Origin of the sequence: Streptomyces niveus (assembly GCF_001723055.1) — a bacterium.
GTDB classification, from domain to species: Bacteria; Actinomycetota; Actinomycetes; order Streptomycetales; family Streptomycetaceae; genus Streptomyces; species Streptomyces niveus.
In genome coordinates this window covers 36,299-62,844 of sequence record NZ_MDCR01000076.1, presented here as the reverse complement: position 1 = coordinate 62,844, position 26,546 = coordinate 36,299, and the positions used below count along the sequence as shown (strand labels likewise).

Annotated in this window: 18 protein-coding genes; 13 read left to right on the top strand and 5 right to left on the bottom strand. The window is 70.0% G+C overall.

Annotated features, from left to right (window positions below; translation table 11 throughout):
* Window positions 1-369: 369 nt before the first annotated feature.
* Both typA and BHU15_RS11130 read right to left on the bottom strand, forming a co-directional pair.
* Window positions 370-2,256, bottom strand: a complete 1,887-nt coding sequence (gene typA, locus BHU15_RS11135; protein ID WP_023538887.1) for a translational GTPase TypA — start codon at window positions 2,254-2,256, stop codon at window positions 370-372.
* A gap of 332 nt (window positions 2,257-2,588) precedes the next feature.
* Complete coding sequence (locus tag BHU15_RS11130; protein WP_079128073.1) at window positions 2,589-5,186, bottom strand: ABC transporter family substrate-binding protein; 2,598 nt, start codon at window positions 5,184-5,186, stop codon at window positions 2,589-2,591.
* A 321-nt stretch (window positions 5,187-5,507) separates the two neighbouring features.
* On the opposite strand from BHU15_RS11130, the gene BHU15_RS11125 reads away from it, so the two are divergent.
* The 4 genes from BHU15_RS11125 (at window position 5,508) to BHU15_RS11110 (ending at window position 9,487) form a co-directional block, all read left to right on the top strand.
* Window positions 5,508-5,747, top strand: coding sequence for an Rv0250c family protein (locus tag BHU15_RS11125; protein ID WP_069627040.1), 240 nt, complete (start codon window positions 5,508-5,510; stop codon window positions 5,745-5,747).
* Window positions 5,748-5,843: 96 nt separating this feature from the next.
* Window positions 5,844-6,665: a succinate dehydrogenase subunit SdhC gene (gene sdhC, locus BHU15_RS11120; protein WP_069627039.1), complete on the top strand. Its 822-nt coding sequence runs from the start codon at window positions 5,844-5,846 to the stop codon at window positions 6,663-6,665.
* A 21-nt stretch (window positions 6,666-6,686) separates the two neighbouring features.
* Entirely contained in the window at window positions 6,687-8,612 is a 1,926-nt protein-coding gene (locus BHU15_RS11115) for a fumarate reductase/succinate dehydrogenase flavoprotein subunit (RefSeq protein ID WP_069627038.1), read from the top strand.
* A 71-nt stretch (window positions 8,613-8,683) separates the two neighbouring features.
* Window positions 8,684-9,487: a succinate dehydrogenase/fumarate reductase iron-sulfur subunit gene (locus BHU15_RS11110; protein WP_069627084.1), complete on the top strand. Its 804-nt coding sequence runs from the start codon at window positions 8,684-8,686 to the stop codon at window positions 9,485-9,487.
* 132 nt (window positions 9,488-9,619) lie between these two features.
* Here BHU15_RS11110 and BHU15_RS11105 read toward each other — a convergent pair whose 3' ends face one another.
* On the bottom strand, window positions 9,620-10,543 hold the full coding sequence (locus tag BHU15_RS11105) for a TetR/AcrR family transcriptional regulator C-terminal domain-containing protein (protein WP_069627037.1): 924 nt from the start codon (window positions 10,541-10,543) through the stop codon (window positions 9,620-9,622).
* Between the two features lie 116 nt (window positions 10,544-10,659).
* Here BHU15_RS11105 and BHU15_RS11100 point away from each other — a divergent pair, with 116 nt between their 5' ends.
* Both BHU15_RS11100 and BHU15_RS11095 read left to right on the top strand, forming a co-directional pair.
* Window positions 10,660-12,288: an MFS transporter gene (locus BHU15_RS11100; protein WP_079128072.1), complete on the top strand. Its 1,629-nt coding sequence runs from the start codon at window positions 10,660-10,662 to the stop codon at window positions 12,286-12,288.
* Window positions 12,289-12,390: 102 nt separating this feature from the next.
* Entirely contained in the window at window positions 12,391-13,455 is a 1,065-nt protein-coding gene (locus BHU15_RS11095; RefSeq protein WP_069627036.1) for a LacI family DNA-binding transcriptional regulator, read from the top strand.
* Between the two features lie 81 nt (window positions 13,456-13,536).
* Here BHU15_RS11095 and BHU15_RS11090 read toward each other — a convergent pair whose 3' ends face one another.
* Complete coding sequence (locus BHU15_RS11090) at window positions 13,537-14,532, bottom strand: acetylxylan esterase (RefSeq protein ID WP_069627035.1); 996 nt, start codon at window positions 14,530-14,532, stop codon at window positions 13,537-13,539.
* 230 nt (window positions 14,533-14,762) lie between these two features.
* Between BHU15_RS11090 and BHU15_RS11085 the strand changes: the two genes are divergently transcribed.
* The 7 genes from BHU15_RS11085 to BHU15_RS11055 all read left to right on the top strand — a co-directional run bounded on the left by BHU15_RS11085 (window position 14,763) and on the right by BHU15_RS11055 (window position 23,707).
* The gene (locus BHU15_RS11085; protein WP_069627034.1) at window positions 14,763-16,004 is read left to right on the top strand and encodes a sugar ABC transporter substrate-binding protein; all 1,242 of its coding nucleotides are present in this window, start codon (window positions 14,763-14,765) and stop codon (window positions 16,002-16,004) included.
* A gap of 5 nt (window positions 16,005-16,009) precedes the next feature.
* Window positions 16,010-17,002, top strand: coding sequence for a carbohydrate ABC transporter permease (locus tag BHU15_RS11080; RefSeq protein ID WP_023538898.1), 993 nt, complete (start codon window positions 16,010-16,012; stop codon window positions 17,000-17,002).
* Window positions 16,999-17,940, top strand: coding sequence for a carbohydrate ABC transporter permease (locus BHU15_RS11075; RefSeq protein ID WP_079128070.1), 942 nt, complete (start codon window positions 16,999-17,001; stop codon window positions 17,938-17,940). The genes BHU15_RS11080 and BHU15_RS11075 overlap by 4 nt, the downstream gene beginning before the upstream one ends.
* A 99-nt stretch (window positions 17,941-18,039) precedes the next feature.
* Window positions 18,040-19,887 (top strand): GH39 family glycosyl hydrolase, encoded by a 1,848-nt coding sequence (locus BHU15_RS11070; RefSeq protein ID WP_079128069.1) that lies wholly within the window; start codon window positions 18,040-18,042, stop codon window positions 19,885-19,887.
* 174 nt (window positions 19,888-20,061) lie between these two features.
* The gene (locus BHU15_RS11065; RefSeq protein WP_069627032.1) at window positions 20,062-21,555 is read left to right on the top strand and encodes a glucoamylase family protein; all 1,494 of its coding nucleotides are present in this window, start codon (window positions 20,062-20,064) and stop codon (window positions 21,553-21,555) included.
* Between the two features lie 146 nt (window positions 21,556-21,701).
* Complete coding sequence (locus BHU15_RS11060; RefSeq protein ID WP_141726798.1) at window positions 21,702-23,498, top strand: TPM domain-containing protein; 1,797 nt, start codon at window positions 21,702-21,704, stop codon at window positions 23,496-23,498.
* An 11-nt stretch (window positions 23,499-23,509) separates the two neighbouring features.
* The gene (locus tag BHU15_RS11055) at window positions 23,510-23,707 is read left to right on the top strand and encodes a hypothetical protein (protein ID WP_069627030.1); all 198 of its coding nucleotides are present in this window, start codon (window positions 23,510-23,512) and stop codon (window positions 23,705-23,707) included.
* A 182-nt stretch (window positions 23,708-23,889) separates the two neighbouring features.
* Here the strand turns inward: BHU15_RS11055 and BHU15_RS11050 are convergent, their stop codons facing one another.
* Entirely contained in the window at window positions 23,890-26,448 is a 2,559-nt protein-coding gene (locus BHU15_RS11050; RefSeq protein WP_069627029.1) for a SpoIIE family protein phosphatase, read from the bottom strand.
* Window positions 26,449-26,546 lie beyond the last annotated feature (98 nt).

Below are 26,546 nucleotides of genomic sequence, written 5' to 3'. Positions count from 1 at the left end.
CCGAGTGTGTGCTCGTGAGTCGGCGCTCCCCACAGCGCATGACCCATTGACCCGAGCTCAATGGAGCCAACTATTAAGTACGCCCGACCCGTAAACCACACTTACAGCGTCTCGTTTTGACAACATCGACCCAGCACCTACGCCCGAAATCCGGACAAAGTAAGCACAGACAGACACCCGCGAAACGGACTGTTAACGCAGCTTCCGGTGAGCGGTACCCGGTATCCGGACGTTTCGGCAGGGAAAACGAGTTGACAGATACCCCGCGCTCGGGCAAAACACCTTACTGTCCGGCGGTCGGCGCGGGGGCAGACCTCCGGCCCGGCACCTCGCGGGGCCGGGCCGGGGAGACGTACGCCTGGCGGTGTGTCAGCGCTTGGCGCGGGAGGCCGCGCGGCCACGCTCCTTCTGGTCCAGGACGACCTTGCGGATACGGACCGTCTCCGGGGTCACCTCGATGCACTCGTCGTCGCGGCAGAACTCCAGGGACTGCTCCAGCGACAGCCTGCGCGGCGGCACCACGTTCTCCGTGGTGTCGGCGGAGGCCGCGCGCATGTTGGTGAGCTTCTTCTCCTTGGTGATGTTGACGTCCATGTCGTCGGCGCGAGAGTTCTCGCCGATGATCATGCCCTCGTACACCTCGGTGCCCGGCTCGGTGAAGATGACACCGCGCTCCTGGAGGTTGACCATCGCGAACGGGGTCACCGAGCCCGAACGGTCCGCGACCAGCGAGCCGTTGTTACGGGTCCGCAGCTCGCCGAACCACGGCTCGTGCCCCTCGAAGATCGAGTGCGCGATGCCGGTGCCGCGGGTCTGGGTCAGGAACTCCGTACGGAAGCCGATGAGGCCGCGGGACGGCACGATCCACTCCATCCGGATCCAGCCGGACCCGTGGTTGGTCATCGTCTCCATGCGGCCCTTGCGGGTCGCCATCAGTTGCGTGATCGCGCCCAGGTGCTCCTCGGGGCAGTCGATCGTCATGCGCTCGATCGGCTCGTGCAGCTTGCCGTCGACGTCCTTGGTGACGACCTCGGGCTTGCCGACGGTCAGCTCGAAGCCCTCACGTCGCATCTGCTCGACCAGGATGGCCAGCGCCAGCTCGCCGCGGCCCTGCACCTCCCAGGCGTCGGGACGCTCGGTGTCCAGGACCCGCAGCGAGACGTTACCGATCAGCTCGCGGTCCAGGCGGTCCTTCACCTGGCGGGCGGTGACCTTGTGGCCCTTGCCGCCCTTGCCGACGAGCGGCGAGGTGTTCGTACCGATGGTCATCGAGATGGCCGGCTCGTCCACCGTGATCAGCGGCAGCGCGATCGGGTTCTCCAGGTCGGCCAGGGTCTCGCCGATCATGATGTCCGGGATACCGGCGATGGCGCAGATGTCACCCGGGCCCGCCTTCTCGGCGGGCTTGCGGGTGAGGGCCTCCGTCATCAGCAGCTCGGTGATGCGGACGTTGGACATCGTGCCGTCACGCTTGATCCACGTGACGGTCTGGCCCTTCTTCAGCTCGCCCTGCTCGACGCGGCACAGCGCGATACGGCCGAGGAAGTTGTCGGCGTCCAGGTTGGTGACATGCGCCTGCAGCGGCGCGTCCTCGTCGTACACCGGAGCCGGGACGGAGCCCAGGATCGTGGAGAAGAACGGCTCCAGGTTGGTGCTGTCGGCCGGGACCGTGCCGTCCTCCGGCTTGGTCAGCGAGGCGACGCCGTCCCGGGCGCAGGCGTAGACGATCGGGAACTCGATCTGGTCCTCGTCCGCGTCCAGGTCGAGGAAGAGGTCGTACGTCTCGTCCACGACCTCGGCGATACGGGCGTCGGGGCGGTCCGTCTTGTTGATGCACAGGATGACCGGCAGCTTGGCCGACAGCGCCTTGCGCAGCACGAAACGGGTCTGCGGCAGCGGGCCCTCGGAGGCGTCGACGAGGAGGACGACCGCGTCGACCATCGACAGGCCGCGCTCGACCTCACCGCCGAAGTCGGCGTGGCCGGGGGTGTCGATGATGTTGATCGTGACCAGGTTCGGGATGTCACCCGTACCACCCTCCTTGGGGTGGTACTTCACCGCCGTGTTCTTGGCGAGGATCGTGATGCCCTTCTCACGCTCCAGGTCGTTCGAGTCCATCATCCGGTCGTCGAGGTGCTCGGCGGCGTGCGCGGCGAAGGCGCCGGCCTGCTTCAGCATGGCGTCGACCAGAGTGGTCTTGCCATGGTCGACGTGGGCGACGATGGCGACGTTACGGATGTCGTGGCGCGTGGGCATGCTGGCTGGCGCTTCTCTCGATCGTGGGATGCGGCGTTGTTTTCCTCGTACGCCTGCCGGGCGGACACGCCACGGCCTACCCCATCGTACGGGGCTGGCGCTGCGGGGGCTTCCGGGCCCGATCCGATAAGAGGCGGGGGTGCTTCGGTGGGGTGCTTCAGGGGTGCTGAGGGTGTCACTGCGGGTGGTGCTGCGGGGTGTGGAATCGCCTGGGTCAGGGGATGAGCACGATCTTGCCCGCCGGTAGGCCCGGCGGGCAAGTGAATCGTCCGGCTTTCAAGGTCTGACCTGGTGTTTCTCTCCGTTTCTTCTTCTGTGCTACCGCTGTGCTTCTACTGCTCGTCGCTTTCCCCGGCGCTTTCGTTCCCGCTGTCGTTTCCGGTGCCGTCCGCGCTTTCCTCCGGGCTTGCCTCCGGGCTTGCCTCCGGGCTTTCCTTCGGGCTCGCCTCGGGGCTTTGCGTGGCTCCTGCGGTCTCCTTGGCGCCCGCCGACTTCTGCGGCTGCTCCGGGCCGCTCTTCGCGGGGTCCTTGAAGCCGATGTCCTCGTAGCGCGGGGCGGCGAAGGCGAAGGCACCGGCGTTCGCCACGGCCGGCTTGGCCGCCACGAGCTGCGGGCGCTGGTAGAGGGGGATGGACCCGGCCGCCGCCCAGATACGGGCGTCGGCCCGGCGGAGCAGATCGCGGGCCGCCTTCTCGTCCAGCTCGGAGGCCGCCTGGTCGAAGAGCTGGTTGATGTGGTCCGTACCGACGCGGGTGTAGTTCTGCTCCACCAGCAGCGAACCGTCGGAGGCCGGGACGGGCTTGGCGTAGATCGGCCGGCCGTCCGTCGCCGGGTAGGCGGTCGCGGGCCACGAGTACAGGGCCAGGTCGTAGTCGCCCGACGCGACGTGGTCCTTGAAGTAGTTGGCGTCGGCGACCTTGGTGATCTCCGTACGGATGCCGATGCGGTCGAGCATGCGCGCGATCTTCTGGCCGACGGTGCGCAGCTGCTCGGAGCCGGGCCCGGAGGGCAGGACGAAGCGGAGGGTGAGGGGCTTGCCGTTCTTGCCGAGCGGGCCGGGCAGGGGCGAGGCGGATGTGGAGGGGGACGCGGAGGCCGATGCCGAGGCCGACGAGGTGGTGGAGGGGGAGGCGGAGCCGGCGGACGGTGCCGCCGTGCCGCCCGGGGCGTAGGCGCCGGCCATGCCGCCCGGCTGCCGGTCCTGGGCGTTGACGTCCGCGTCGTCCAGCCAGCGGGCCTGGCCGACGGCGGCCGGGGCGATGACGCGGCTGCCGGTCTCGGAGAGGGGGGCGCCGCGGCCGGGCTTGTTGTCACCGACGATGTACGCGCCCTCGTCGGAGGCGCGGTCGGAGTCCGAAGCGGAACCGGATCCCGAGTCCTTCGGGTCGGCCTCCTTGTCCTCCTTCTTCTCTTCCTTCTTCTTGTCCGTCCCGCTCGTCCCGCTCCCGTTCTCGCCCTTCTCCTTGTCCTTGTCCTTCTTCTTGTCGGCGTCGGCCTCGCTGCCGGCCTTCGTGCCGTCGTCCTTCTTCACGGCGCCGCCGGGCGTCCAGCCCGCGTCGGCGAGGAGCGCCTGCGCCTCGCGCGTGTTCTGGTCCCCGAGCGCGTCGCTGCTGTCGGCGTACGCGTGCTGCCCGGCGAGCGCCAGATGGCTGCCGGGCGGGTTGGCCGGCAGACCGAGCGGCTTGAGCACGGCCTCGGCCAGCTTCTTCCGGTCGAGCGCGCGGGCCACCGCCCGCCGTACCCGCTCGTCGGCGAGCGGCCCGGTCTCCCCGTTGAGCGCCAGCTGGGTGAAGGCGGGCTCCAGGGACTTCCGTACGACATAGCCCCCGAGGCCCCGCTGCTCCTTGGCGTACTTCGCGAGGGCCCTGGTCTTCTTCTCGCGCGACTCCCGCGCGGCCTCGGCCCTCTCCTCGTCGGAGCCGTCCTCCTCGGCCGACGAGAGCGACGCCGACGCGGCGGTGGTCCCGGCGACGGGACCCCGCGCGCCGGACGCCGGCCCGGCTCCCGTCTGCGGTCCCGCCCCGCCCTTGTTGTGACGGGCCTGCGTGATCCGCTCGGCCACCGGGCTGTCGATCTCGGCCAGGTCGAGCGTGCCCGCGGCGAGCGCGGCGGCGCGCTTGTCGCGCGGTACGGCGCTGAGGACGATCGTGTCGAGCTTCGGCCGCGCACCCCACCAGCGCGGGTTGCGGACGAGGGTGATCTCGCGGTCCGCGCGGTCCATCTCCTTGAGCTGGAACGGCCCGGCCGTGGCCTTGAGCTTGGCGCGGGCGCCGTCGTTGAACGAGTTCGGCGCCCCCATCACGTCCTTCGGGTACAGCGGGCTGAAGAGGGCGCGCCAGTCGGCGTACGGCTTGTTGAAGGTGACCCTGACCTCAAGGTCGTTCGCGCCGCGCTCGATCTTCTGGATGCGCTCGTACCCGGCGTTGCGCGCGGTCCAGTACGCGGAGTCCTTGCCGCTCAGCGCGCGCCACTGGGCCACGAAGTCGGCGGCGCCGAGCTCGCGTCCGTCGCTCCACACCGCCTGCTGGTTGAGCTTGTAGAGCACGATCTGCTTGGGCTCGCGCTCGATGATCTTCGCGGACTCCAGATAGTCCGGGTTGCGCTGCGGACGGCCGGTCTTGTCGAGCGTGAAGAGGGAGGGCAGTACGGCCCCGGCGATACGCGACGTCGCGGCGTCGGCGTCCGCCTGGAAGGTGTTGAGGGTCGTCGGCACGGTGTCCACCGCCCAGCGCAGCGTCCCCCCGTCGGCGATCCGGTCCCGCGCCGCCGGCCCGACGTCCTGGGCGGCGGCCGGGGCCTTGCTCCGCTCGTCACCGTCCGAGGTGCACGCGGCGAGCACGGGCAGGGCGAGCACGCCGGAGGTGAGTAGTGCGACGGAGCGGATGGTCCGGGAGCATGTCCTCCCGCGTGGGGCGCCGACCTGGGACATGGCTTCTACCTCTTCGTCCTGTTTGTGGAATTTAGAGATGATCACACCTATTGCCCGCCCACTGAAGTGGACCGGTTCCGGCCGATCGCGGCGACACGGCGGCCGGAGGCCCGAAGCCCACCCGAACGGCCCAGCGAGGAACGGGACACAGGGCCGTCCGAGGGGCGAAAATAACGGTGCGCGACATCAACGACGCGGAGCGCACGGCTCACGTATGCGCCGGGAATCCCTGCACGTCCCTTCACAAGCGGGGATGTGACAAGCGACACTCGCAGGCGCGTTACCGATGGCATCGCTCCCCTGCGGAAGTGAGGGCACGTCATGTCCCAGCCGGAAGATCTGACAGCAGTCCACCGTCGTATCGATGAGCTCGTCCAACGCGTCGCGGACCTGGAGCAGACGGTCGGCCGACTGAACGAAGCCGTACCGGTCGCACCGTCCAGGCCTCAGCCCCAAGGCCGCCCGGAAGTGGTCACCATCCCCGACACGCCGTACAACGCGGCGCTGTGGACGGACTCCGACGACGAGGGGCTCGGCCTGCGGAACCGGCGCGCTCCCTAGGCCCTGGAGCCCGGGCCTCTCGCCCCTCGCCCCTCGCCCTCGCCGGGCGTACGACCCCCCACCCGATTCCCACTCCATCTCCATACGGAGTCTTCGTTGGCAACAGGCACGGAACGACCCCAACTGAATACGGGCGTGCACGACACCTCGCGTGCCGCCATCACCGCCCGCCATCTGCGGACCGACCGCTGGTGGCTGGCCCCCGCCGCCACGGCGGCCGGGCTGCTCGCCTTCATCGTCTACTCGACGTGGCGCGCGTTCGGCAACGCCCACTACTACGCGGCTCCCTACGTCTCACCGTTCTACTCGCCCTGTCTGGCGCAGAACTGCGAGACGATGAAGGGCGGCCCCAACCTGGAGATCTTCGGGGGCTGGTGGGGCATCTCGCCCGCGCTGATCATCCTGGTCTTCCCGCTGGGCTTCCGGATGACCTGCTACTACTACCGCAAGGCCTATTACCGCAGCTTCTGGGCCTCGCCGCCCGCCTGCGCCGTCGCCGAGCCCCACAAGAAGTACAGCGGCGAGACGCGTTTCCCGCTGATCCTCCAGAACATCCACCGGTACTTCTTCTACGCGGCCGTGCTGGTGGCGGTGATCCTCACCTGGGACACGGTGCTCGCCTTCCGGAACTCGGACTACGAGTGGGGCCACATGGGCCTCGGCACGATCCTGATGGTCATCAACATCGCGCTGATCTGGGCGTACACCATCTCCTGCCACTCCTGCCGCCACGTCATGGGCGGCAAGCTGAAGCACTTCTCCAAACATCCGGTTCGCTACCGGCTGTGGGGCTGGGTCGGGAAGCTGAATCACCGTCATATGCAGCTCGCCTGGGCCTCCTTGATCAGCGTCGCCCTCGCCGACTTCTACGTGTATCTGCTCGCCAGCGGGGTCTTCGACGATCCGCGCCTCTTTTAGTCCTAGGGAGAGCCTTCAGCAATGACGCAACTCGAACGCGAGCAGTGGGACGTCGTGGTGGTGGGCGCGGGCGGAGCAGGTCTGCGAGCCGCCATCGAGGCGCGGGAGCGTGGCGCCCGTACCGCTGTCATCTGCAAGTCACTCTTCGGCAAGGCCCATACGGTGATGGCCGAGGGCGGTATCGCCGCCTCCATGGGCAATGTCAACTCCGGGGACAACTGGCAGGTCCACTTCCGCGACACCATGCGCGGCGGGAAGTTCCTCAACCAGTGGCGGATGGCGGAGCTGCACGCACAGGAAGCGCCGGACCGGGTCTGGGAGCTGGAGACCTGGGGCGCGCTCTTCGACCGCACGGCGGACGGGAAGATCTCCCAGCGCAACTTCGGCGGGCACGAGTATCCACGTCTCGCGCACGTCGGCGACCGGACCGGCCTGGAGCTGATCCGTACGCTGCAGCAGAAGATCGTCGCCCTCCAGCAGGAGGACTTCCGCGAATTCGGTGACTACGAAGCCCGGTTGAAGGTCTTCCAGGAGTGCACCGTCACCTCCGTACTGAAGGACGGCGACCAAGTCGCGGGCACCTTCTGCTACGAGCGTGAGTCCGGGCGCTTCTTCGTCCTGGAGGCACCCGCCGTCGTCCTCGCGACCGGCGGCATCGGCAAGTCCTTCAAGGTGACGTCCAACTCGTGGGAGTACACGGGCGACGGGCACGCGCTGGCGCTGCTCGCCGGTGCCCCGCTGCTGAACATGGAGTTCGTGCAGTTCCACCCGACGGGCATGGTCTGGCCGCCGTCGGTGAAGGGCATCCTCGTCACCGAGTCGGTGCGCGGCGACGGCGGGGTGCTGCGCAACTCCGACGGCAAGCGGTTCATGTTCGACTACATCCCGGACGTCTTCAAGGAGAAGTACGCGGAGTCCGAGGAGGAGGGCGACCGCTGGTACGAGGATCCGGACAACAACCGGCGCCCGCCCGAACTGCTGCCCCGTGACGAGGTGGCCCGTGCCATCAACTCCGAGGTCAAGGCCGGCCGGGGCACGCCGCACGGCGGTGTGTATCTGGACGTGTCGACGCGGATGCCGGCCGAGGTCATCCAGCGCCGACTGCCCTCGATGTACCACCAGTTCAAGGAGCTGGCGGACGTCGACATCACGGCGGAGGCGATGGAGGTCGGCCCCACCTGTCACTACGTGATGGGCGGTATCGCCGTCGACTCGGAGACCGCGGCCACTCCCGGGGTCCAGGGTCTGTACGCGGCCGGCGAGGTCGCGGGCGGTATGCACGGCTCCAACCGGCTCGGCGGCAACTCGCTCTCCGACCTGCTGGTCTTCGGCCGGCGGGCCGGACTGCACGCGGCCGACTACGCGGCGGGGCTCACCACCCGGCCGGCCGTCGACGAGGGGCAGATCGACGCGGCGGCGACCGAGGCGCTGCGGCCGTTCGGCGCCGAGGAGCCCGCGGGCGGCGGTGCGCCGGAGAACCCGTACAGCGTCCATCAGGAGCTCCAGCAGACGATGAACGACCTCGTCGGCATCATCAGGCGCGAGGGCGAGATGGAGCAGGCGCTGGAGAAGCTGGGCGAGCTTCGGCAGCGGGCCTCGCGGGCCGGGGTCGAGGGCCACCGGCAGTTCAACCCCGGCTGGCACCTCGCGATCGACCTGCGGAACATGCTGCTGGTCAGCGAGTGCATCGCCCTGTCGGCGCTGGAGCGCACCGAGAGCCGTGGCGGTCATACCCGCGAGGACTGGCCCGGCATGGCTCTCGACTGGCGGCGGGTCAATCTGCACTGCGCGCTGAACGATTCGGCCCGCGACCCGTCGGCGGACCCCGCGCTCAGCCGGATCAGCCTCTCCAGGAAGACGACCGAGCCCATCCGTCCCGACCTGCTCGACCTCTTCGACAAGGAAGAGCTGGTCAAGTACCTCGCCGAAGAGGAGCTCCACGAGTGAGTGCCAGTACGACTCCGACTCAGAGCACACCCGACTCGTCCCCCACGGGCGCCGGGGACGTCGCGTCCACCGTGCCCGCGCAGGCGGCCTCGGCCGCCCCGGCCACCTCGTACGAAGCCAAGTTCAGAGTCTGGCGGGGCGACGCGGAGGGCGGCGATCTGAAGGACTTCGCCGTCGAGGTGAACGAGGGTGAGGTCGTCCTCGACATCATCCACCGCCTCCAGGCGACGCAGGCGTCCGACCTGGCGGTGCGCTGGAACTGCAAGGCGGGCAAGTGCGGTTCGTGCAGTGCGGAGATCAACGGCCGGCCGCGGCTGCTCTGCATGACGCGGATGTCCACCTTCACCCGCGAGGAGACGATCACCGTCACCCCGCTGCGGGCCTTCCCGGTCGTCCGGGACCTGGTGACGAACGTGAACTTCAACTACCAGAAGGCGCGTGAGGTACCGGCGTTCGTGCCGCCGCCCGGGGTGGCGGCGGGCGAGTACCGGATGCAGCAGGTGGACGTGGAGCGCTCGCAGGAGTTCCGCAAGTGCATCGAGTGCTTCCTGTGCCAGGACACCTGCCATGTGGTGCGTGACCACGAGGAGAACAAGACCTCGTTCGCCGGGCCGCGTTTCCTGATGCGGGTCGCCGAGCTGGACATGCACCCGCTGGACGCGGCCGAGGAGACCGGCCTGGACCGGCAGACGACCGCGCAGGACGAGCACGGGCTCGGCTACTGCAACATCACCAAGTGCTGCACGGAGGTCTGCCCGGAAGGCATCAAGATCACCGACAACGCGCTGATCCCGCTGAAGGAGCGGGTGGCGGACAAGAAGTACGACCCGCTGGTCTGGCTGGGCAACAAGATCCGGCGCCGTACGACCGGTTGAGCGCGGGGCGCCGGGCGGTTGGTTCCGCCCGGCGCTTGGGGGCCGCCGGTGGTTTCGGGGGGAGTCGTCGTATCGCTGGGGCTCGTGTCACTGCGGCTCGTGTCACTGCGGATCGTGTCACTGCGGATCGTGTCACTGCGGATCGTGCGAGCGCTCGACCAGTGACTCGACGCCGTCCAGCAGCCGTTCGAGCCCGAACTCGAAGAGCGCGCCGAGTTCGAGGTCGAACTCCTCGTCCCCGAAGAGCGTCGACAGGACCGGGTACTCCCCTCTGAGCTGCACCGAGTCCATGTGCGTCTCGTTGGCGGCCAGCCATTCGTCGGCCGTCATCCCCGTGTCCTGCCGCGCCTGCGACTCCAACTCGACGGCCATCGCGACGCCTTGGGCGTAGCCCATGAGGGCGAGGTGGGTGTGGATCATCTCGTACGGCTTGAGCCCGAGGCCCCGCAGGGTTCTCAGCGTCCGCTCCGTGTAGCTCATCGCGTGCGGTGACGCCATCGGCCGGGTCAGCCCCGCCATGGCACGGGCCAGCCACGGGTGGCGCTCGTACTGGCTCCAGAGCCACCGGATCTCCCGTGCCAGTCTCGGCCGCCAGCCGGCCGGCTCGGGGCCCGAAGGGGCGCCGCTGAACACCGACTCGGACATCAGGCGCACCAGTTCGCCCTTGCTGGGGACATGGCGGTACAGCGCCATCGTGGACGTACCGAACTCCGTCGCCACGCGCCGCATCGTGAGCGCGCCCAGGCCCTCGGCGTCGGCGAGCGCAATGGCGGCCCGCACGACGCGCTCACGGCTGAGGCCCTCGCCGCGCGGCGCGCCCCGGCCGCCACCGCCTCGGTCGGGCTCCGTGACCACGGTGCCGACGCCGGGCACGGCGCGTACCAGACCTTCCTGGTTGAGCGCGGCGAGCGCCTTGGTAGCGGTCGCCATCGCGACGCCCCACTCTTCGGTGATACGGCGGGTGGAGGGCACGCGGTCGCCGGGCGCGAGGTCCCCGGAGGCGATACGGCGCCGCAGCTCGGCGGCGATGCGCAGGTAGGGCGGATCGAGGGTCATGACCCCTACCGTACTAGTGCACCTGAGACGCCAATCCCCCCTATGGACAGGGCATCGACGCCGGTGCACTAGGGAGCGGTTTGCCGCGTACGCGCGGAGCCGATTACGTACCGGCCATGGAGAAATCACACGCATCCGAACTCGCGGGCCGCAAGGAGTGGATCGCCCTCGGCGTCCTGATGCTGCCGCTGCTGCTCGTCTCGATGGACATCTCGATCCTCTACTTCGCGATCCCCTACGTCAGCCAGGATCTGGAGCCCAGCGCCACCCAGCAGTTGTGGATCCTGGACATGTACGGCTTCGTACTCGCCGGGCTGCTCATCACGATGGGGGCGCTCGGCGACCGGATCGGCCGCCGCAAGCTGGTGCTGGTGGGCGCGGGGATCTTCGGGGCGGCCTCGGTCGCCGCCGCGTACGCGCACTCGGCCGACTCGCTCATCGGTGTGCGCGCGCTGCTCGGGCTCGGCGGCGCCGCGCTCATGCCGTCGACACTCGCGCTGATCCGCAATCTCTTCCACGACGCGAGGCAGCGCGGCAGGGCCGTGACGATCTGGACGGGCGTGATGACGACCGGAATCTCGCTCGGTCCTGTGGTCAGCGGGCTGCTCCTCGAACACTTCTGGTGGGGTTCGGTCTTCCTGATCAATCTGCCGGCGATGCTGCTCCTGCTGGTGCTGGTGCCGTTCCTCGTACCGGAGTCCAGGTCGGCGGCGGGGGCTGTCGGGGCGCGTGAGCCGTTCGACCTGGCGAGCGCGGTGCTGTCGCTCGCCGCGCTGCTCACCTTCATCTACGGCGTCAAGGAGTGGGCCAGACACGGGTTCGCGCCGGTGCCCGCCCTGGCCGTCGCGGTGGGGCTGCTGCTGGGCCTCGTCTTCGTACGGCGCCAGAAGCGTCTCGCCCATCCGGTGATCGATCTCGGACTGCTGGGGCGACGGTCCTTCGGAGGGCCGGTGTTCGCGAATGTGCTCGCGATGTTCGCCACGGTGGGCATGGCGGTCTTCCTCACCCAGTACCTCCAGTCCGTGCAGGGGCTGAGCCCGTTCGAGGCCGCGCTGTGGAGCCTCGTACCGGCTTCGGGCGTGCTCGTTGCGGCGCCGACGGCGGCGATCCTCGCGCAGCGCACCGACCGCGCGTACGTCATGGGGGGCGGCTTCGTCTTCGCGGCGGCCGGTTTCTTCTGGATGACCCAGGTACGGACGGATTCGGCGCTCTGGTTGTGCCTGGTGGCCGGCGGCATCTATGTGGGCGGTCTCGTCGCCGCCATGACCCTCGCCAACGAACTCGCCCTCGGCGCCGCCCCGCCGGACCGCGCGGGCTCGGCCGCCGCCGTACTCGAATCCGGGCAGGAGCTGGGCGGGGCGCTCGGCATGGCCGTGCTCGGCTCGGTCGGGGCGGCGGTCTACAGCCGGGACATGGCCGGTGCCCTGCCGGCCGATGTCGCCGCCGCACTGCCGGACGGGGCGGCCGACGCCGTACGGGAGACCTTGGGCGGGGCGGCGTCAGCCGCGGCCCGGCTGCCGGCGGAGACGGGCGCCGATGTGCTGGCGACGGCGCGGGACGCCTTCACGCACGGGATGGGGCTGGCGTCGATCGGCGCCGGGGTTGTCATGCTGGGGGCTGCGGTCTTCTCGTTCGTGGCGCTGAGGGGCACGGGGGAGCGGACGGCCGGCGGTGACGGCTCCGAGGGGCGTGGCGGCTTCGAGGGGGGTGACCTTGCTCGTGCACAGACCGGCGCCCTAGAGTGAATGCGCTTACACAACAGGTCCGACCAGTGGAACCAGTGGAACCGGCCTGGTGGCGAGCGAACGGTCAGAAACCAGAACGGCGAGAGCGGACGGTCGGATCGGTTGAGTGCCCCCACGGTGTATGACGTCGCCGAACGGTCAGGCGTCTCCATTGCGACGGTTTCACGGGTCTACCGGAATCCGGACTCCGTACGCGCCCAGACCCGGGACCGCGTCCTGGAGGCGGCCCGCGCCCTCGGCTACGTGCCGAGCGGCAACGCCCGTGGCCTGGCCAGCCGCACCACCGGCGTCCTCGGCCTCTGCTTCCCCGACTACGCGGATCCGGACGCCGAGACCGACGCGGAGGCGGAGGCGGAGGCCGACGACTCCGCCGTCATGCTGTACTCCGACCAGATCATCCGGGGCATGGAGCGGGCGGCGCGGCGGCACGGGTACGCGCTGCTGATCGCGGCCTCGCTGGTCGGCGGTCCGGAGAGCCTGGTCGCCAAGGTGGCGGGGCGGGTGGACGGATTCGCCGTACTGGCGAAGACCGTGCCCACCGAGGACCTTGAGGTGATCTCGCGGCGGCTGCCGGTCGTGATGCTGGCCGGGCCGCGCGAGATCGACCACCTCGACCACATCGAGGTGGCGAACTCCGACGGGGAGCGGGAGCTGGCCCGCCATCTCATCCGGGACCACGGGCTGCGTTCGCTCGCCTTCGTGGGCGGCGACCGTGAGTCGCCCGACGCGCAGGCGCGGTTCCGCGGCTACCAGGAGGCATGCCGGGAGGCCGGGCTGCCGGTCGCCGACGAGCCCGATCTGCGCGCCGAGATGATGACGCAGGCGGAGGGCGTACGGGCGACGGACGCGCTCCTGGACCGGGCGGCCGGGCGGGAACGGCCGGAGGCCATCCTCTTCGCCAACGACCAGATGGCGATCGGCGCGCTGCACGCGCTGGAACGCCGTGGGCTGCGAGTGCCCGACGACATCGCTGTCACCGGCTTCGACGGCATTCCGCTGAGCCGGATCGTGCGCCCGTCGCTGACGACGGTGCGGCAGCCGATGCGGCGGCTGGGCGAGGAGGCGGTGGAACTCCTGGTCCGGCGGCTGGCCGACCCCGCGCGCGACCCGGTCTCCCTGATGCTCCCGGTCTCGGTGGCCCGCCGCGCGAGCTGCGGCTGCGGCTGAGCGGATACGGTGCCCGCGCCGCTCTGACGGTGGTGCTGGTGGCGGGTGCTGGTCTCTGCCGGTTGCGGGCGGGGCGCGGGATCAGGCCGGCGGTGCGGCGAAGAAGGCGTGGCGGGCCTCGGCCAGGGCTGCGAGGTCAGCGCTCTCACCCTCGTACGCGAAGTGCCCGGCCCGCAGCACATGCAGTTCACGCCGCTCGGGCAGCGCGTTGTACACGGCGAACTGTCCCGGTGGCGGCACCGCCGGATCGAACAGCGCGGGCGCGACCATCATCGGCACCCGGATCCGGGTCGCCGCGGTGGCGGCGTCGAAGTACGCGAGGACGTCCATGACCTCGGGGTGCCGCTCCCGGTACGCCCGGACCGATTCCCCGCTTCCCATGCTCGGCAGCGTCACCCGCAGCGGATGATTCCCGAACGTCGGTACCGTCAACTGCCCGCGGGCGAACCGCTCGTCCCAGGGCAGCGCCAGCGCCCCGAGCCCGCCGCCGAAGCTCTCCCCCACATATCCCAGCCGTGCGCCCGCGCCGTCCTGCGACCCGTTCATCAGCTCCGGCACCAACTCCAGCAGCGCGGACGCGGCGCACCACAGGTCGGCCACACAGTCGCCGATCACATAGGTCGCGCGTGACCCGATGCCGTACAGCACATGCTCCTCGGACTCACCGGGGATGCCGGGGCGCCGGCTGCGCGCGCCCATCCCCCGCACGCACGGCAGGATCGCGGCGCTACGGGGCAGCGGAAGCGGCACGTCGGCCCCCGGCTCCTGACGCCCGCCGTAACCGTGCCCGATCACGAAACCGTGCTCGGCGCGCCCCTCGGCCGGCAGCACCAGCCAGCCGCCGACGCGCAGCCCGCCGACCGAGGTGTAGGACACCCCGAAGATCCGGCAGCCGTCCCGCTCGTCCTCCTGGGGGCCGACGGCGGGCGCGGTCGTCACGCCGGTGGCGGCCCCGAAACGGTCCTGCCAGAAGGCGTCGAACCCGTCAGGCGGGGCAGGCGCCGGGATGTCGAGCAGTTCGTCGAGGTTCCGGCCGTAGGCCGGGTCGAACGGGTAGTCATGCTCGAACTCAGACATGAGCGCGACATTAGCCCCGGCCCGCCATCGATCACCGCAACCGGAATCGACTCAGCCACTTCCGCAACGCAAATAGCCCACCTAGCCTGCGGAGGCAGGGCTTCCGGATGTCCCACATGTTGCACGAGTGTGACCAAAGCCCCTCTTGCGGTTCTCGGAATGCCTGCAGCAGAGTGATGTATGCGCTTACAGGCAGCGCATACATCGGTGCGCTCAAGGAGGAGCCGTCCATGCATCCCACCGCCAGAACCGCCTCTGTCGCAGTCGCTCTCACGATGGCCGCCGGACTCACCGGGTGCGGCAGCTCGGGGGGCGCCGGAGTCGCCGCCGACAAGAAGCAGACGCTCACCGTGTGGGCCATGGGCGCCGAGGGCGAGAAGCTCGCCGAGGTCGCCAAGGTGTACGAGGACGCGAACCCGCACATCACCGTGAAGGTCACCCCCGTCGGCTGGGACGTCGCCCACCAGAAGCTGGTCTCCGCCGCTGCCGCCGGCACCCTGCCGGACATGACGCAGATGGGCAGCAGCTACATGGGCGAGTTCGCCGAACTCGGCGTCCTGGAGCCGGTCGACACCAAGACCTTCAAGAAGGACGCCTTCTTCCCCGCCGCCTGGGAACAGGGCGTGGCGGACGGCGAGGTCTACGGCGTCCCCTGGTACGTCGAGACCCGCGTCCTCTACTACCGCACCGACCTGGCGAAGAAGGCCGGCATCAGCAAGCCCCCGACCAACTGGGCCGAACTCCAGCAGGCCGCCACCGCCTACCAGGACAAGGCCGGCACGCAGTGGGGTCTCCACCTCCAGTCCAGCGGCTTGGACGCCGTGCAGAGCTTCTCCCCCTTCCTGTACTCGGCGGGCGGCTCGATCGTCGCGGACGGCAAGGCCACGATGGACAGCCCGGAGGCCGTCAAGGCGCTCAAGGAGTACGCCACGTACTTCGAGAAGGGCCTGTCCAACAAGAGCTTCCAGCCCGGCTACGAGGTCCTGACGGACTTCAACTCCGGTGACGTCCCGATGTTCTACTCCGGGCCCTGGACCATGGCCGGCATCAACGACAACTACCCCGACCTCAAGGGCAAGTGGGCCATCGCCAAGGTCCCGGCCGACCAGGTCTCCGCCTCCATGGCCGGCGGCTCCAGCCTCGTCGTCTCCAAGGACAGCGAGCACAAGGAAGCCGCGAAGGAGTTCCTCAGCTACCTCACCGACACCGAGGGGCAGAAGGACTGGTTCAAGCGGTCCGGCGACCTGCCGGCCAACATCAGCGCCTGGGACTCCGGCGAACTCGCCGACGACGCCAACTTCAAGATATTCCGCGAGCAGATGGAGACCGCCCAGCCCTGGCCGGTCGAGCCCCAGTGGACGGAGATCTCCTCGAAGGCCGATGAGGCCATCTCTCAGGTGACCCAGGGCAAGGCCTCCGCCGAGGACGCCGCGAAGAAGGCCCAGTCCGCGATCGAAGGACTCGTGAAGTAGCCGTCATGAGCACCACGACCGAATCGGCCGCAGGCGCGGCCCCGGACGCGGCTCCCGCGAAGACCGGGCCGGGGGCACACCCCCCGGCCGGCCGCCGGAACCGAGGCAAGCGGCAGCCGGTCGCCGTCCAGCACATGGCGGGCTGGCTGTTCTCGACCCCCTTCCTGGTGCTCTTCGCCGTCTTCATGGCCCTGCCGATCGTCGCGACGCTCGTCATGAGCTTCACGGACTTCGGTCTGCGCAATGTCACCGATCCCCTCTCGGCGGAGTTCATCGGCCTGGAGAACTACACGAAGCTGTTCGGCGACGAGAAGTTCCTCAAGGCCCTGTTCAACACGGCCTACTTCGTGGTCGTGGGCGTACCGCTGACGGTGGGACTCGGGCTCGGCGTCGCGGTGCTGCTCAACAACGGCATCGACCGGGCCCGTACCTTCTTCCGGGTCGGTTTCTACGCCCCGGTCGTCACCAGCATCGTCGCGATCGCCGTCGTCTGGCGCTTCGTCCTCGACCCGTCCGACGGACTGATCGCGGGCCTCGCCTCCGAAGTCGGCCTGACGTCACCGGACTTCCTCGGCTCCGAGGCGCTCGCCATGCCCTCACTGATCGTGATGGCCGTGTGGCGCAACCTCGGCACGGTCATGGTGCTGTTCATCGCGGGCCTCCAGGCCATCCCGCCCGATGTACGTGAGGCGGCGCGGCTGGACGGCGCGAGCACCTGGCAGGAGTTCCGCCGCATCACCGTGCCGCTGCTGCGGCCCACGATGCTCTACACCACGGTCATCACCACCATCGGCTATCTCAACGTCTTCGAGGAGCCGTTCGTGATGACGCAGGGCGGGCCTTCGGACAGCACGCTCACCGTGTCGCTGGCCATGTACCGCGAGGGCTTCAACTTCTTCCACATGGGCTACGCGAGCGCCATGGCGTATGTGCTCTTCGTCGTGATCATGGCGATCACGGTGCTCCAGCTCCGTCTGCTGAAGGACAACACGAAATGAGCGCCGCGCGCACCACCTCGCCCCCGCCTCCGCCCTCGGCACCCGCCGGCCCGGTGGACCCCAAGGGTCCGTCCTGGTCGGACCCCGGGTCCGGCACAGCCCCGAAGTCCGGCGGCGGACGTCTGAGGAAGTCCGGCGTCTACGCGCTCCTCTCGATCGGCCTGCTGGTCATGGCGGCGCCCTTCTTGTGGATGGGCCTGTCGTCCTTCAAGACGGACCGCGACCTGACGGCCAGCCCACCGGTGTGGATCCCCTCCGAGTGGACGCTGGAGCACTTCGACGAACTGCTCGACCGCCTCGACGTCCCGCTCTACTTCTTCAACTCCCTCACCGTGGCCGTCCTGGTGACCGCCTCCAATCTGGTGTTCTGCTCGATGCTGGGCTACGCGCTGGCGAAGCTGCGGTTCGGTGGCCGGAACAAGATCTTCGCGCTGGTGCTCGGCGCCCTGATGGTGCCCGGCAACCTGATGCTGCTGCCGCTCTTCGTCCTGATGAGCAAGCTCCAGCTGATCGACTCCTACGCGGGGCTGATGCTGCCGTTCGCCGCGCAGGCGTTCGGGGTCTTCCTGATGCGGCAGTTCATGCAGTCGATCCCCGACGAACTGCTGGAAGCGGCCCGGATCGACGGTGCCCGCGAGTGGTACATCTTCTGGCGGATCGCCATGCCGCTGGTGAAACCGGCGCTGGCGACGCTCTCGATCCTTATCTTCCTGGGCTCGTGGAACAACTTCGTCTGGCCGCTGATCGCGACGAACGACCCGGAGAAATACACCCTCCCGGTGGCGCTCGCCACCTTCGCCACCGACCCCAACCAGTCGGCCGGCTCCAACGGCATGCTGATGGTCGGCTCCCTCCTGATCATCCTGCCGGTGCTGCTGGTCTTCATCGTCCTGCAACGGCACTTCACCCAAGGTCTCGCCACCACCGGCATGAAGTAGCCGCGACAGCCGCCGCTTCCGGCCTTCCCGACGCGTACCGCGGCCCCTAAGCCGCCGCTCTACCGCCGCGCACTCATCGAAGAAGAGGTTTGTACCGACATGACCGAGAAGTCCACCGCTCGCGCCGACTGGGAGACCCGTATCGGGAAGCCCAGCGATCAGCGGCTCACCGGTATCGGCGAACTCCCCGCCCCCGGCGGCCTGTCCGCCGAGGACGGCACCGGCCATGTGCTGCTGAACTGGCAGCCGGTGGCGGGCGCGCTCGGATATCTCGTGCACCGCGCCGAGTCCGCCGACGGTCCCTTCGAGCCGCTCGACCACCTCGGCGGCGATGTGCTCGCCGTGCCCCATCCCCCGTACGCCGACACCCTCGTCGAGCCGGGCCGCGGCTACTTCTACAAGGTCGCCACCTGGTCCGACGGCGGACCCGGCGCCCTCTCCGAAGCGGCCCCCGGCTGCGCCAAGGCGGCCGGCTCCACCCCGGCCCCGGTCACCGTCACGGTGGACATGGCGGCTGAGGCCACTCCCCTCCCCGGGGTGTGGAACAGGATGATCGGCGCCGAGCACTTCTCCCTGCTGGCCTGGGAACAGCCGGGTGCGGGCGGCTCGGACGTCGCGAAGGAGTACGCCCGGGCCCTGGAGATCGTCCGCGACGAGATCGGCGTCCGCTCCGTCCGGGCACACGGCACCTTCCTCCCGGAGACGCTGAGCGTCCGGCCGGACGGCTCGTTCGACTTCTCCGGCCTGGACGAGGTCTACGACCGCTTCCTGGCCACCGGCCTCCAGCCCGTCGTCGAACTCTCCTTCATGCCCAAGGAACTCGCCGCCGATCCGAACTACACGGTCTTCGACTACCAGGCCCTGGTGTCCAAGCCCGCGGTGTGGGAGCACTGGGGCGACCTCTGCCGCGAGCTGACCGTCCACCTCCAGGACCGGTACGGCAAAGACACCGTCGCGGCCTGGGAGTTCGAGGTCTGGAACGAGGCCAACCTGGAGGTCTTCTGGAACGGCACCCAGGACGACTACCACCGGCTCTACGAAGTCGCCGTCCGCGCCGTGAAGGGTGTCGACGAGCGGATCAGGGTCGGCGGCCCGTCCTCCGCCGCGGCCGGCTGGGTCGGCGCCCTCCTCGAGTACTGCCAGGAGCGCGACGTCCCCGTCGACTTCGTCTCCACCCACACCTACGGCAACGCTCCGCTGGACTTCCGTCCGATGACCCGCGCGTTCGCGGAAGCGACCGGCCGGCCCGAACCGGAGATCCTGTGGACCGAGTGGGGCGTCACCCCCACCCACTTCCACCGGGTGAGCGACTCCGTCTTCGCCGCCCCGTTCGTCCTGCGCGGCATGAAGAGCGCCCTGTCGTCCACCGACGCCCTTGCCTACTGGGTCGCATCCGACCAGTTCGAGGAATTGGGCTGGCCGCCCCGGCTGTTCCACGGCGGATTCGGCCTGCTCACGGTCGGCAATCTGCGCAAGCCGCGCTTCTGGGCGCTGTATCTCCTCTCCCAGCTGGCCGGTGGGCGGATTCCCGCCGACGTGAGCGGTGACGGTGCCGAGGCACTCGTGGAGGCCCTGGCCACCCGCGCCGAGGACGGCTCCACCCTCGACGTCCTGCTCTGGAACGGCACACTCGACCAGTCCAAGATCGACGGCTCCACGCCGCTGAACCGCACGGCGACCGTACGAATCAGCGGACTTGAGCCGGGAGCCGACTACACCGCTCTCTCCCGCCGGGTCGACGAGGAGCACTCCAACATCCAGGCCGTCTGGAACGACCTCGGCGGCGGCGACTGGCCCGACGAACCCCAGTGGGCGAAGCTGCGGTCCGCCGACCAGCTGCCGGTGGAGCCCCTCGCGCCGGTGATCGCCGACGACACGGGCGTGGCGACGCTGACCGTCCCGCTGCCCAACCCGGGCATCCGCTTCCTGCGACTCACCCGCGTCTGATCGCCCCCACAGTCCCGGGGGCCGGCGGCACCTGACCGCCGTCGGCCCCCGCGCCAGCACCGCCGCCATGGCCGGACCTCCGAGAAATCTTCCGGCCATGGCGGCGGCCAAAGACCTGGCCCAGGCACCGGCCCTGGCCACAACTCCACATCTGCCAAGGGGAGCTGGACTCTCATGGACCGTCGTACTTTTCTCGCCGCCGCGGGAACCGGGGCAACAGCCCTGACCCTCGGAGCCGTCACCACACCCGCCATGTCCGCGCCGGCCACAACCGCGTCGCGTGCTCGTGCTGTTCATGCCTCTGATACACCGCTGCTGCGGCGTTGGTTCCGCGACACGTATCACTCGATCGAGGCAATGACGACCGACATCGGTCTCGCCGCCGACAAGATCAACCTCGACGCGCCCGGCGGACCCGTGCCGTCGCAGAACACCTCGCCGACCAACATCGGCTGCGGGCTGTGGTCCACCGTCGCCGCCGCCGGACTGGGCGTCATCGACCAGGACACCATGCGCCGCCGGCTCGAACTGACCGTCACGGCCGTCGAGAAGCTCGAACGGCACCACGGTTTCTGGCTCAACTGGTACGACGCCCACGACGGTTCGGTGCTCACCAGCTGGCCGGGCACCGGTGACCCGGTCCGTCCCTTCCTCTCCTCGGTCGACAACGCGTGGCTCGTGACGGGCCTGCTCATCGCCGCCGACGCGGACAGCCGGCTGCGGCGCCGGGTCGGCAAGCTGCTGGCCACCGCCGACTGGTCGTACTTCTACACGCCGTACGACGCCGCGGACCCGGTGGCCGGCCCCGGCCAGCTCCGAGGCGGTTTCTGGACGGACACCGGCGAGCCGACGGGCCACCACTACGGGGCGCTCAACACCGAGCCCCGGATGGCCAGTTACCTGGGGATCGCCGACGGCAGCCTTCCCTCGGACCACTACTGGCACATGTTCCGCACGATGCTTCCCGAGCACGGCCAGGAGCAGGCGCCCGGCGGCGCGTACGACACCATCGACGGCGTCCGGCTCTTCCAGGGCCACTACACCTACCGGGGCCGCAAGCTCGTCCCGACCTGGGGCGGCTCGATGTTCGAAGCCCTGATGGTGCCGCTGTTCGTGCCCGAGCCCGAGTGGTCCCCCCGCTCGTGGGGCACCACCCACCGGCGCTTCGTCCAGTCCCAGATCGAGCACGGCCTGGAGGAGGCGGAGTACGGCTACTGGGGCTTCTCCCCCTCCGAGGTGCCCGAAGGGGGTTACCAGGAGTACGGCGTGGACGCGATCGGCATGAACATCGACGGGTACGCCTCCAACACCGACCGCACCTATGTCACGCACGGTGAACCGCTGCCGCCCGCGTCCGCTTACACCAACGGCGTCGTGACTCCGCACGCCTCGTTCCTCGCCCTCCCCTACGCGCGGTCGGAGGCCCTCGCCAATCTCAAGGCGATCGCGGACGACTTCGGCGCGTACGACGACGGGTACGGCTTCCGGGACTCGGTCAATGTGGGGACCGGGCACGTCAGCAGTTCGGCTCTCGCCCTGGATCAGGGCATGATCGCCGCAGCTCTCGCCCAGGAGCTCCGCCCCGGTCTGCTCCAGCGCCCCTTCCGCACCGGCGGTTTCGCTTCCCGTATCCGTCCGATGCTGGCCAAGGAACGCTTCAGCATCTGATTCCCTCCCGGATCCCGGGTCCGACCGGCGCCGCCCCCGTATGTGGCGCCGGTCGGAACGGGGTCCGAGCCCGACGCCTCACGCCTTTCCGGCGGGCACGTACTGTCCGGTCGCGGACCACCGAGGCGGGACATAGCCTCCCAAGTGTGACGCGGACCGTATGCCGTAACCGGACTCACGCAGCCGCCCGCAGCTTCCTGGCCCTGCTGGTGACGGCCGGCTGGCTGCTGATGCCCGCCGTCTCGCCGGAGGCCCGCGCGGAAACCCCCGTCACTCTTGCCTCCGACATCCGGGCGGGCGCGGCGATCGGCTACCGGGCGGCTGCGGACGGCGCCCCCGTCTCCGCACCCGCCGCCACTCCCAGCCCGGCGGACCCCGACGGCGAGGTCTCCTCCAACAGGGCGGGCAGCGCCCTCGTCCTCCCCGTCGTCCTGGTGGGCGCCGCGCTGATCCTCGGCGCGTACTCGCACGTGAAGCGCCGGCGCCGCGCCTCGACCCGTACGACGCCGAAAGGCAGCCAGGAAGGGTGGGGGGAACCGGGGCCGGGGACCTCTCTGCCGGACCTTGAACGGCGGGCGGGACTGGCCCTCGTCGAGACCGACGACGCCGTGCGCACCAGTCAGGAAGAACTCGGCTTCGCCACGTCGCAGTTCGGTGAGGACGCGGCGTGGCCGTTCCAGGACGCCATGACGTACGCGCGAGGCGAGCTGACTACCGCCTTCCGGCTGCGTCAGCAGCTCGACGACGCGATGCCGGAGGACGACGGCACCCGGCGCCGCATGCTGTACGAGATCCTCGCCCGGTGCACGGACGCGAACAGCCGGCTGGACGCCGAGTCGGCGGGCTTCGACCGGCTGCGCGCCATGGAGCGCAACGCGCCGGAGGCGCTGGCCGCCGCCGAGGCCGCGTTCCGGGAGCTGACCGGCAGGACCGTCACGGCTGCCGCCACGCTCGCGGCGATGCGGCAGCGGTACGCGGAATCGGCCGCGGCCCCGGTCGGGGGCGCTGTCGAACAGGCCGACGACCGGTTGGTGTTCGCGACGACGAAGCTGGACGACGCGCGGCGCTCGGTCGAGGCGGGCGACAACGGCCGGGCGGCGGTGCGTGTACGGGCGGCGGAGAGCGCCGTGGCCCAGGCGGCGACGCTGGTCGAAGGCGTGGAGCGGCGCGCGCTCGAACTCGCCGAGGCCGCCGGCAAGCTCCTCGCCTCGCTGACCGAGACGGAGACCGACCTGGCGGACGCGCGCGATCTGCTCGAAAGTACGCCGAAAGGCACCTCCACGGCCGATCTCCGGGGCCGGATCGCACGCGCCGAGGCGGTGGTGGCCGACGTGCGCCAGGAGCAGGCCGCAGGGCCGTACGACCCGATCGACGCCCTGCGCAGGGTCGAGGAGGCGGACGCGGCGCTGGACGAGGCCCTCGCGGGCGCGCGCGAGCGCGAAGTGGGTGGACGCCGGGCGTGGGCGCTGCTCGACCGGGCGATGCTCGGTGCCCGCTCGGCGCTCGGCGCCGCGGCCGATTACATCTCGACGCGTCGCGGGGCGGTGGGCAGCGAGGCCCGTACCCGGCTCATGGAGGCCCGGCGGCGGATCGACCAGGCCGGGACGCTGACGGAGCTGGGCGACGCGCGGGGCGCGCTGGCCGAGGCACAGCACGCGGACGCTGTGGCCAGGCAGGCGCTGAGCCTCGCCGAGCGAGATGTGCGGTCGTACGGGAACCGGTCCGGCCCCGGCGGTGTATCAGAGGCAGGAGATGGGCTCGGCGGTGCCGTGCTCGGCGGAATCATCCTCGGCGGCCTGGTCGGCGGCGGAGGTGGACGTGATGGAGGTGGGGGCCTTGACGGGGGTTTCGGTGGAGGTCATGGGAGTGGCCGTGGCGCTGGTCCTGGCAGTTTTGGCGGTGCCGGCACTCGCGGCCGGATGGGTGGCGGCGGACTTTCCTGACGGGGTTCCCGTTGCCCATCGGGCGCAGAAGGAGCAGCACGGGGACGGCGAAGACCGGCGTCAACGAGCGGCTGGGCCAGGCCGAGGATTCACAGAAGATGATCGACCGGCTCATCGGCGATTACGCGAAGGCGGTGGCCGCCTCGACGGCCGATCGAGGTCTGCTGGAGCTCGACCACCAGGAGAGTGTGCCCGCGGCTCGGGTGTGAGGCGGGAAGGCCGAGAGCCTCATCGGGGACAGGGCGGAGATCGAGGTACGCCCGATCGCGCTGAACAGTGCCTGACGCTTGCGCCACGCGCGGGGTCGCGGCCACCGGCCGTCGCCGCGGATGTGGCGGCCCCGGTCCGGCCGGCCCGTTCGCGTGGGCCGGCCGGAGGGGATGGTCCGGGGTCAGAACATGCTGAGGAGCTGTTCGACCGTGGGCTCCGTGGTCGAGTCGCCGTCGGGGAGGGCGAGTTCGAACCAGACCGTTTTGCCGCGCGGAGTACGGCGCGATCCCCAGGCCGCGCTGAGCAGGCCGACCAGCTGGAGGCCGCGACCGCCCTCGTCGGTGTCGCGCGCCCGTCGCCTGCGCGGCTGTACGAGGCCCGCGTCCCACACCTCGCAGACGAGCGTACGGTCGCGGAGCAGCCGCAGCCTGATCTCGCCCTCGCCGTAGCGCATGGCGTTGGTGACCAGCTCGCTGACGAGGAGTTCGACGGTGTCCACCAGCGGTTCAAGGCCCCAGGCGTGGAGCTGGGCGCGGGCGACCTCGCGGGCGCGGCCTACGGAGCGTGGCTCGCGGGGCAGTTGCCAGTCGCCGACGGCGTCGGCGGGCAGCCCCTGGATGCGGGCCATCAGCAGGGCGATGTCGTCCTCACCGTGCCGGGTGTCGAGCGTGTTGAGTACGTGGTCGCAGACGTCTTCCAGGGGCCGTACGGGATTGGTGAGCGCCCGGCGGAAGGCCGTCAGCCCCTCGTCGATCGGGTGGTCGCGGGATTCGACGAGCCCGTCGGTGTAGAGCGCGAGGAGCGCTTCTTCGGGAAGGTCGACCTCGACTTGCTCGAACGGCTCGCCGCCGACTCCGAGAGGCATCCCGGGCGGTACGTCGAGGAGCAGCGCCTCCTCGCCCGGTTCGACGAGCACCGGCGGGGGATGTCCGGCGTTGGCGAAGGTACAGCGGCGGGTGACCGGGTCGTAGACGGCGTAGACGCAGGTCGCGAGATACACCTCGGAGAGGTCGGCGTCCCGCGACTTGTGGGCGACTCGCGAGGCCTGTTGGGCGCCGCTCGGTGTGCCGAGGCCACGGGCGATCTCGTCAAGCGCGGACAGGACTTCGGCGGGCTCCAGATCGAGCAGTGCCAGGGTGCGTACGGCCGTGCGCAGTTCCCCCATGGCGACGGCGGCGCGCAGCCCCCGGCCCATGACGTCGCCGACGACCAGCGCGGTCCGGTGACCCGGCAGCTCGATGACGTCGAACCAGTCGCCGCCGACCTCGGTGGCGGTGTTGCCCGGCAGATAGCGGCAGGCGATGTCCAGCCCGGCGGCCTCGGGGTCGCCCGGTGGGAGCAGGCTGCGCTGGAGTATCAGCGCGCGTTCGTGCTCCCTGCGGTAGAGGCGGGCGTTGTCGATACAGACGGCTGCGCGCGCCGCGAGTTCCACGGCGAGGGCGCGGTCGCGTTCCCCGAAGGGCTCGCTGCCCTTGGTCCTGGAGAACTGGGCGAGTCCGACGACGGTGTCGTGCGCGACCATCGGCACGGCGAAGGTCGACTGGATGAGGCTGCCGGGGCCGCCGGGCACCGTCTGGACCCGGGCGGTGCGCAGGGCGTTCGCGCAGGGCGAGTTGAAGGGGTAGCGGTGGACGGAGCCGGCCGCGGGTGGCTCGACAGCGCCTTCCCCTGTCAGGTCGGCTCCGAGGAAGGGTGCGTCGGCGACGGCGCTGGCGAAGGCGACGCGGCGCAGGGGGGCGCTGCCGCCGCCGGACTCGGAGCCGGAGGAGCCGCCGCGTCCGGGCGGGGCCTCGTCACCGGTGAGCAGTCCCTGATAGAGATCGACGGACGCGAGGTCGCAGAAGCCGGGGACGGCGACGTCGAGGAGTTCCTTGGCGGTGGTCTCCAGATCGAGGGAGTTGCCTATTCGGGCGCTCGCCTCGTTGAGGATCGCGAGGTTACGGCGGGCGCTCGCGGCCTCACGTGCGGCGATCTGACGGCGTGTGACGTCGCTGCCGAGCCCGGCGACCCCGATCGTGCGGCCGGCCCCGCTGAGCACGCGGTACAGGTTGATCGACCAGTGCCGGCGTTCCTTGCCGCCGGGGGCGACGCCGACTATCTGGATGTCGGTGGCGGACTCGCCGGTTTCCAGGACCCGCTTGAGCGAGGTGTTCAGCCGCTCGGCCTCGGGACGGGAGAGATAGTCGTGGACCGTGCGTCCACGGTGGTCGTCCGCCGTGCCGCCGAAGACCGCGGCGAAGCGCTGGTTGGCCCGTTGGACGGTGAGGTCCGTGCCGAACAGCACGAAGCCAAAGGGAGATTGGCCGAAAATGGCCTGCGAGGAGGCGAGTTCGGTCTCGATCTGGCGCAGTGCGCGGACGTCCACGACGATGCAGAGCGCGGCCCGTTCGCCGCTCGTGGTCTCGCTGGGCATCACATAGACCTCGGCGAGGCCGTGAGCTCCGAGTTCACCGGGCACCTGGAAGGGGACGAGCCCCGTCCACTCCTTGCCGTCGAGGATCTCGGCGACCTTGCTGTGCCCTCGCGAGCGCAGATCGGCGGGCATGAACACCTCGACCGGATCCTTGCCCCTGACCTCCTCGGGAGCGATCCCGAACAGCTCAGCGGCTCGCAGACTCCACTGGTCGACCAGCCCGTCGGGGCCGATCGAGAAGGAAGCGACCCTTATGTAGTCATAGATCGAGCCGGGCGGACTGCTCTGCCACACGACACCGTCCGCCGTTCCAGGTATCTCGTTCATGCGACCGTCCCCTCCAGCTCACGCACCGGACCGGCCATCCCCGCAGTATTCAGCACTACGGCCCTGACCGGTACGGCGTTCACGATCACAGCACAGTC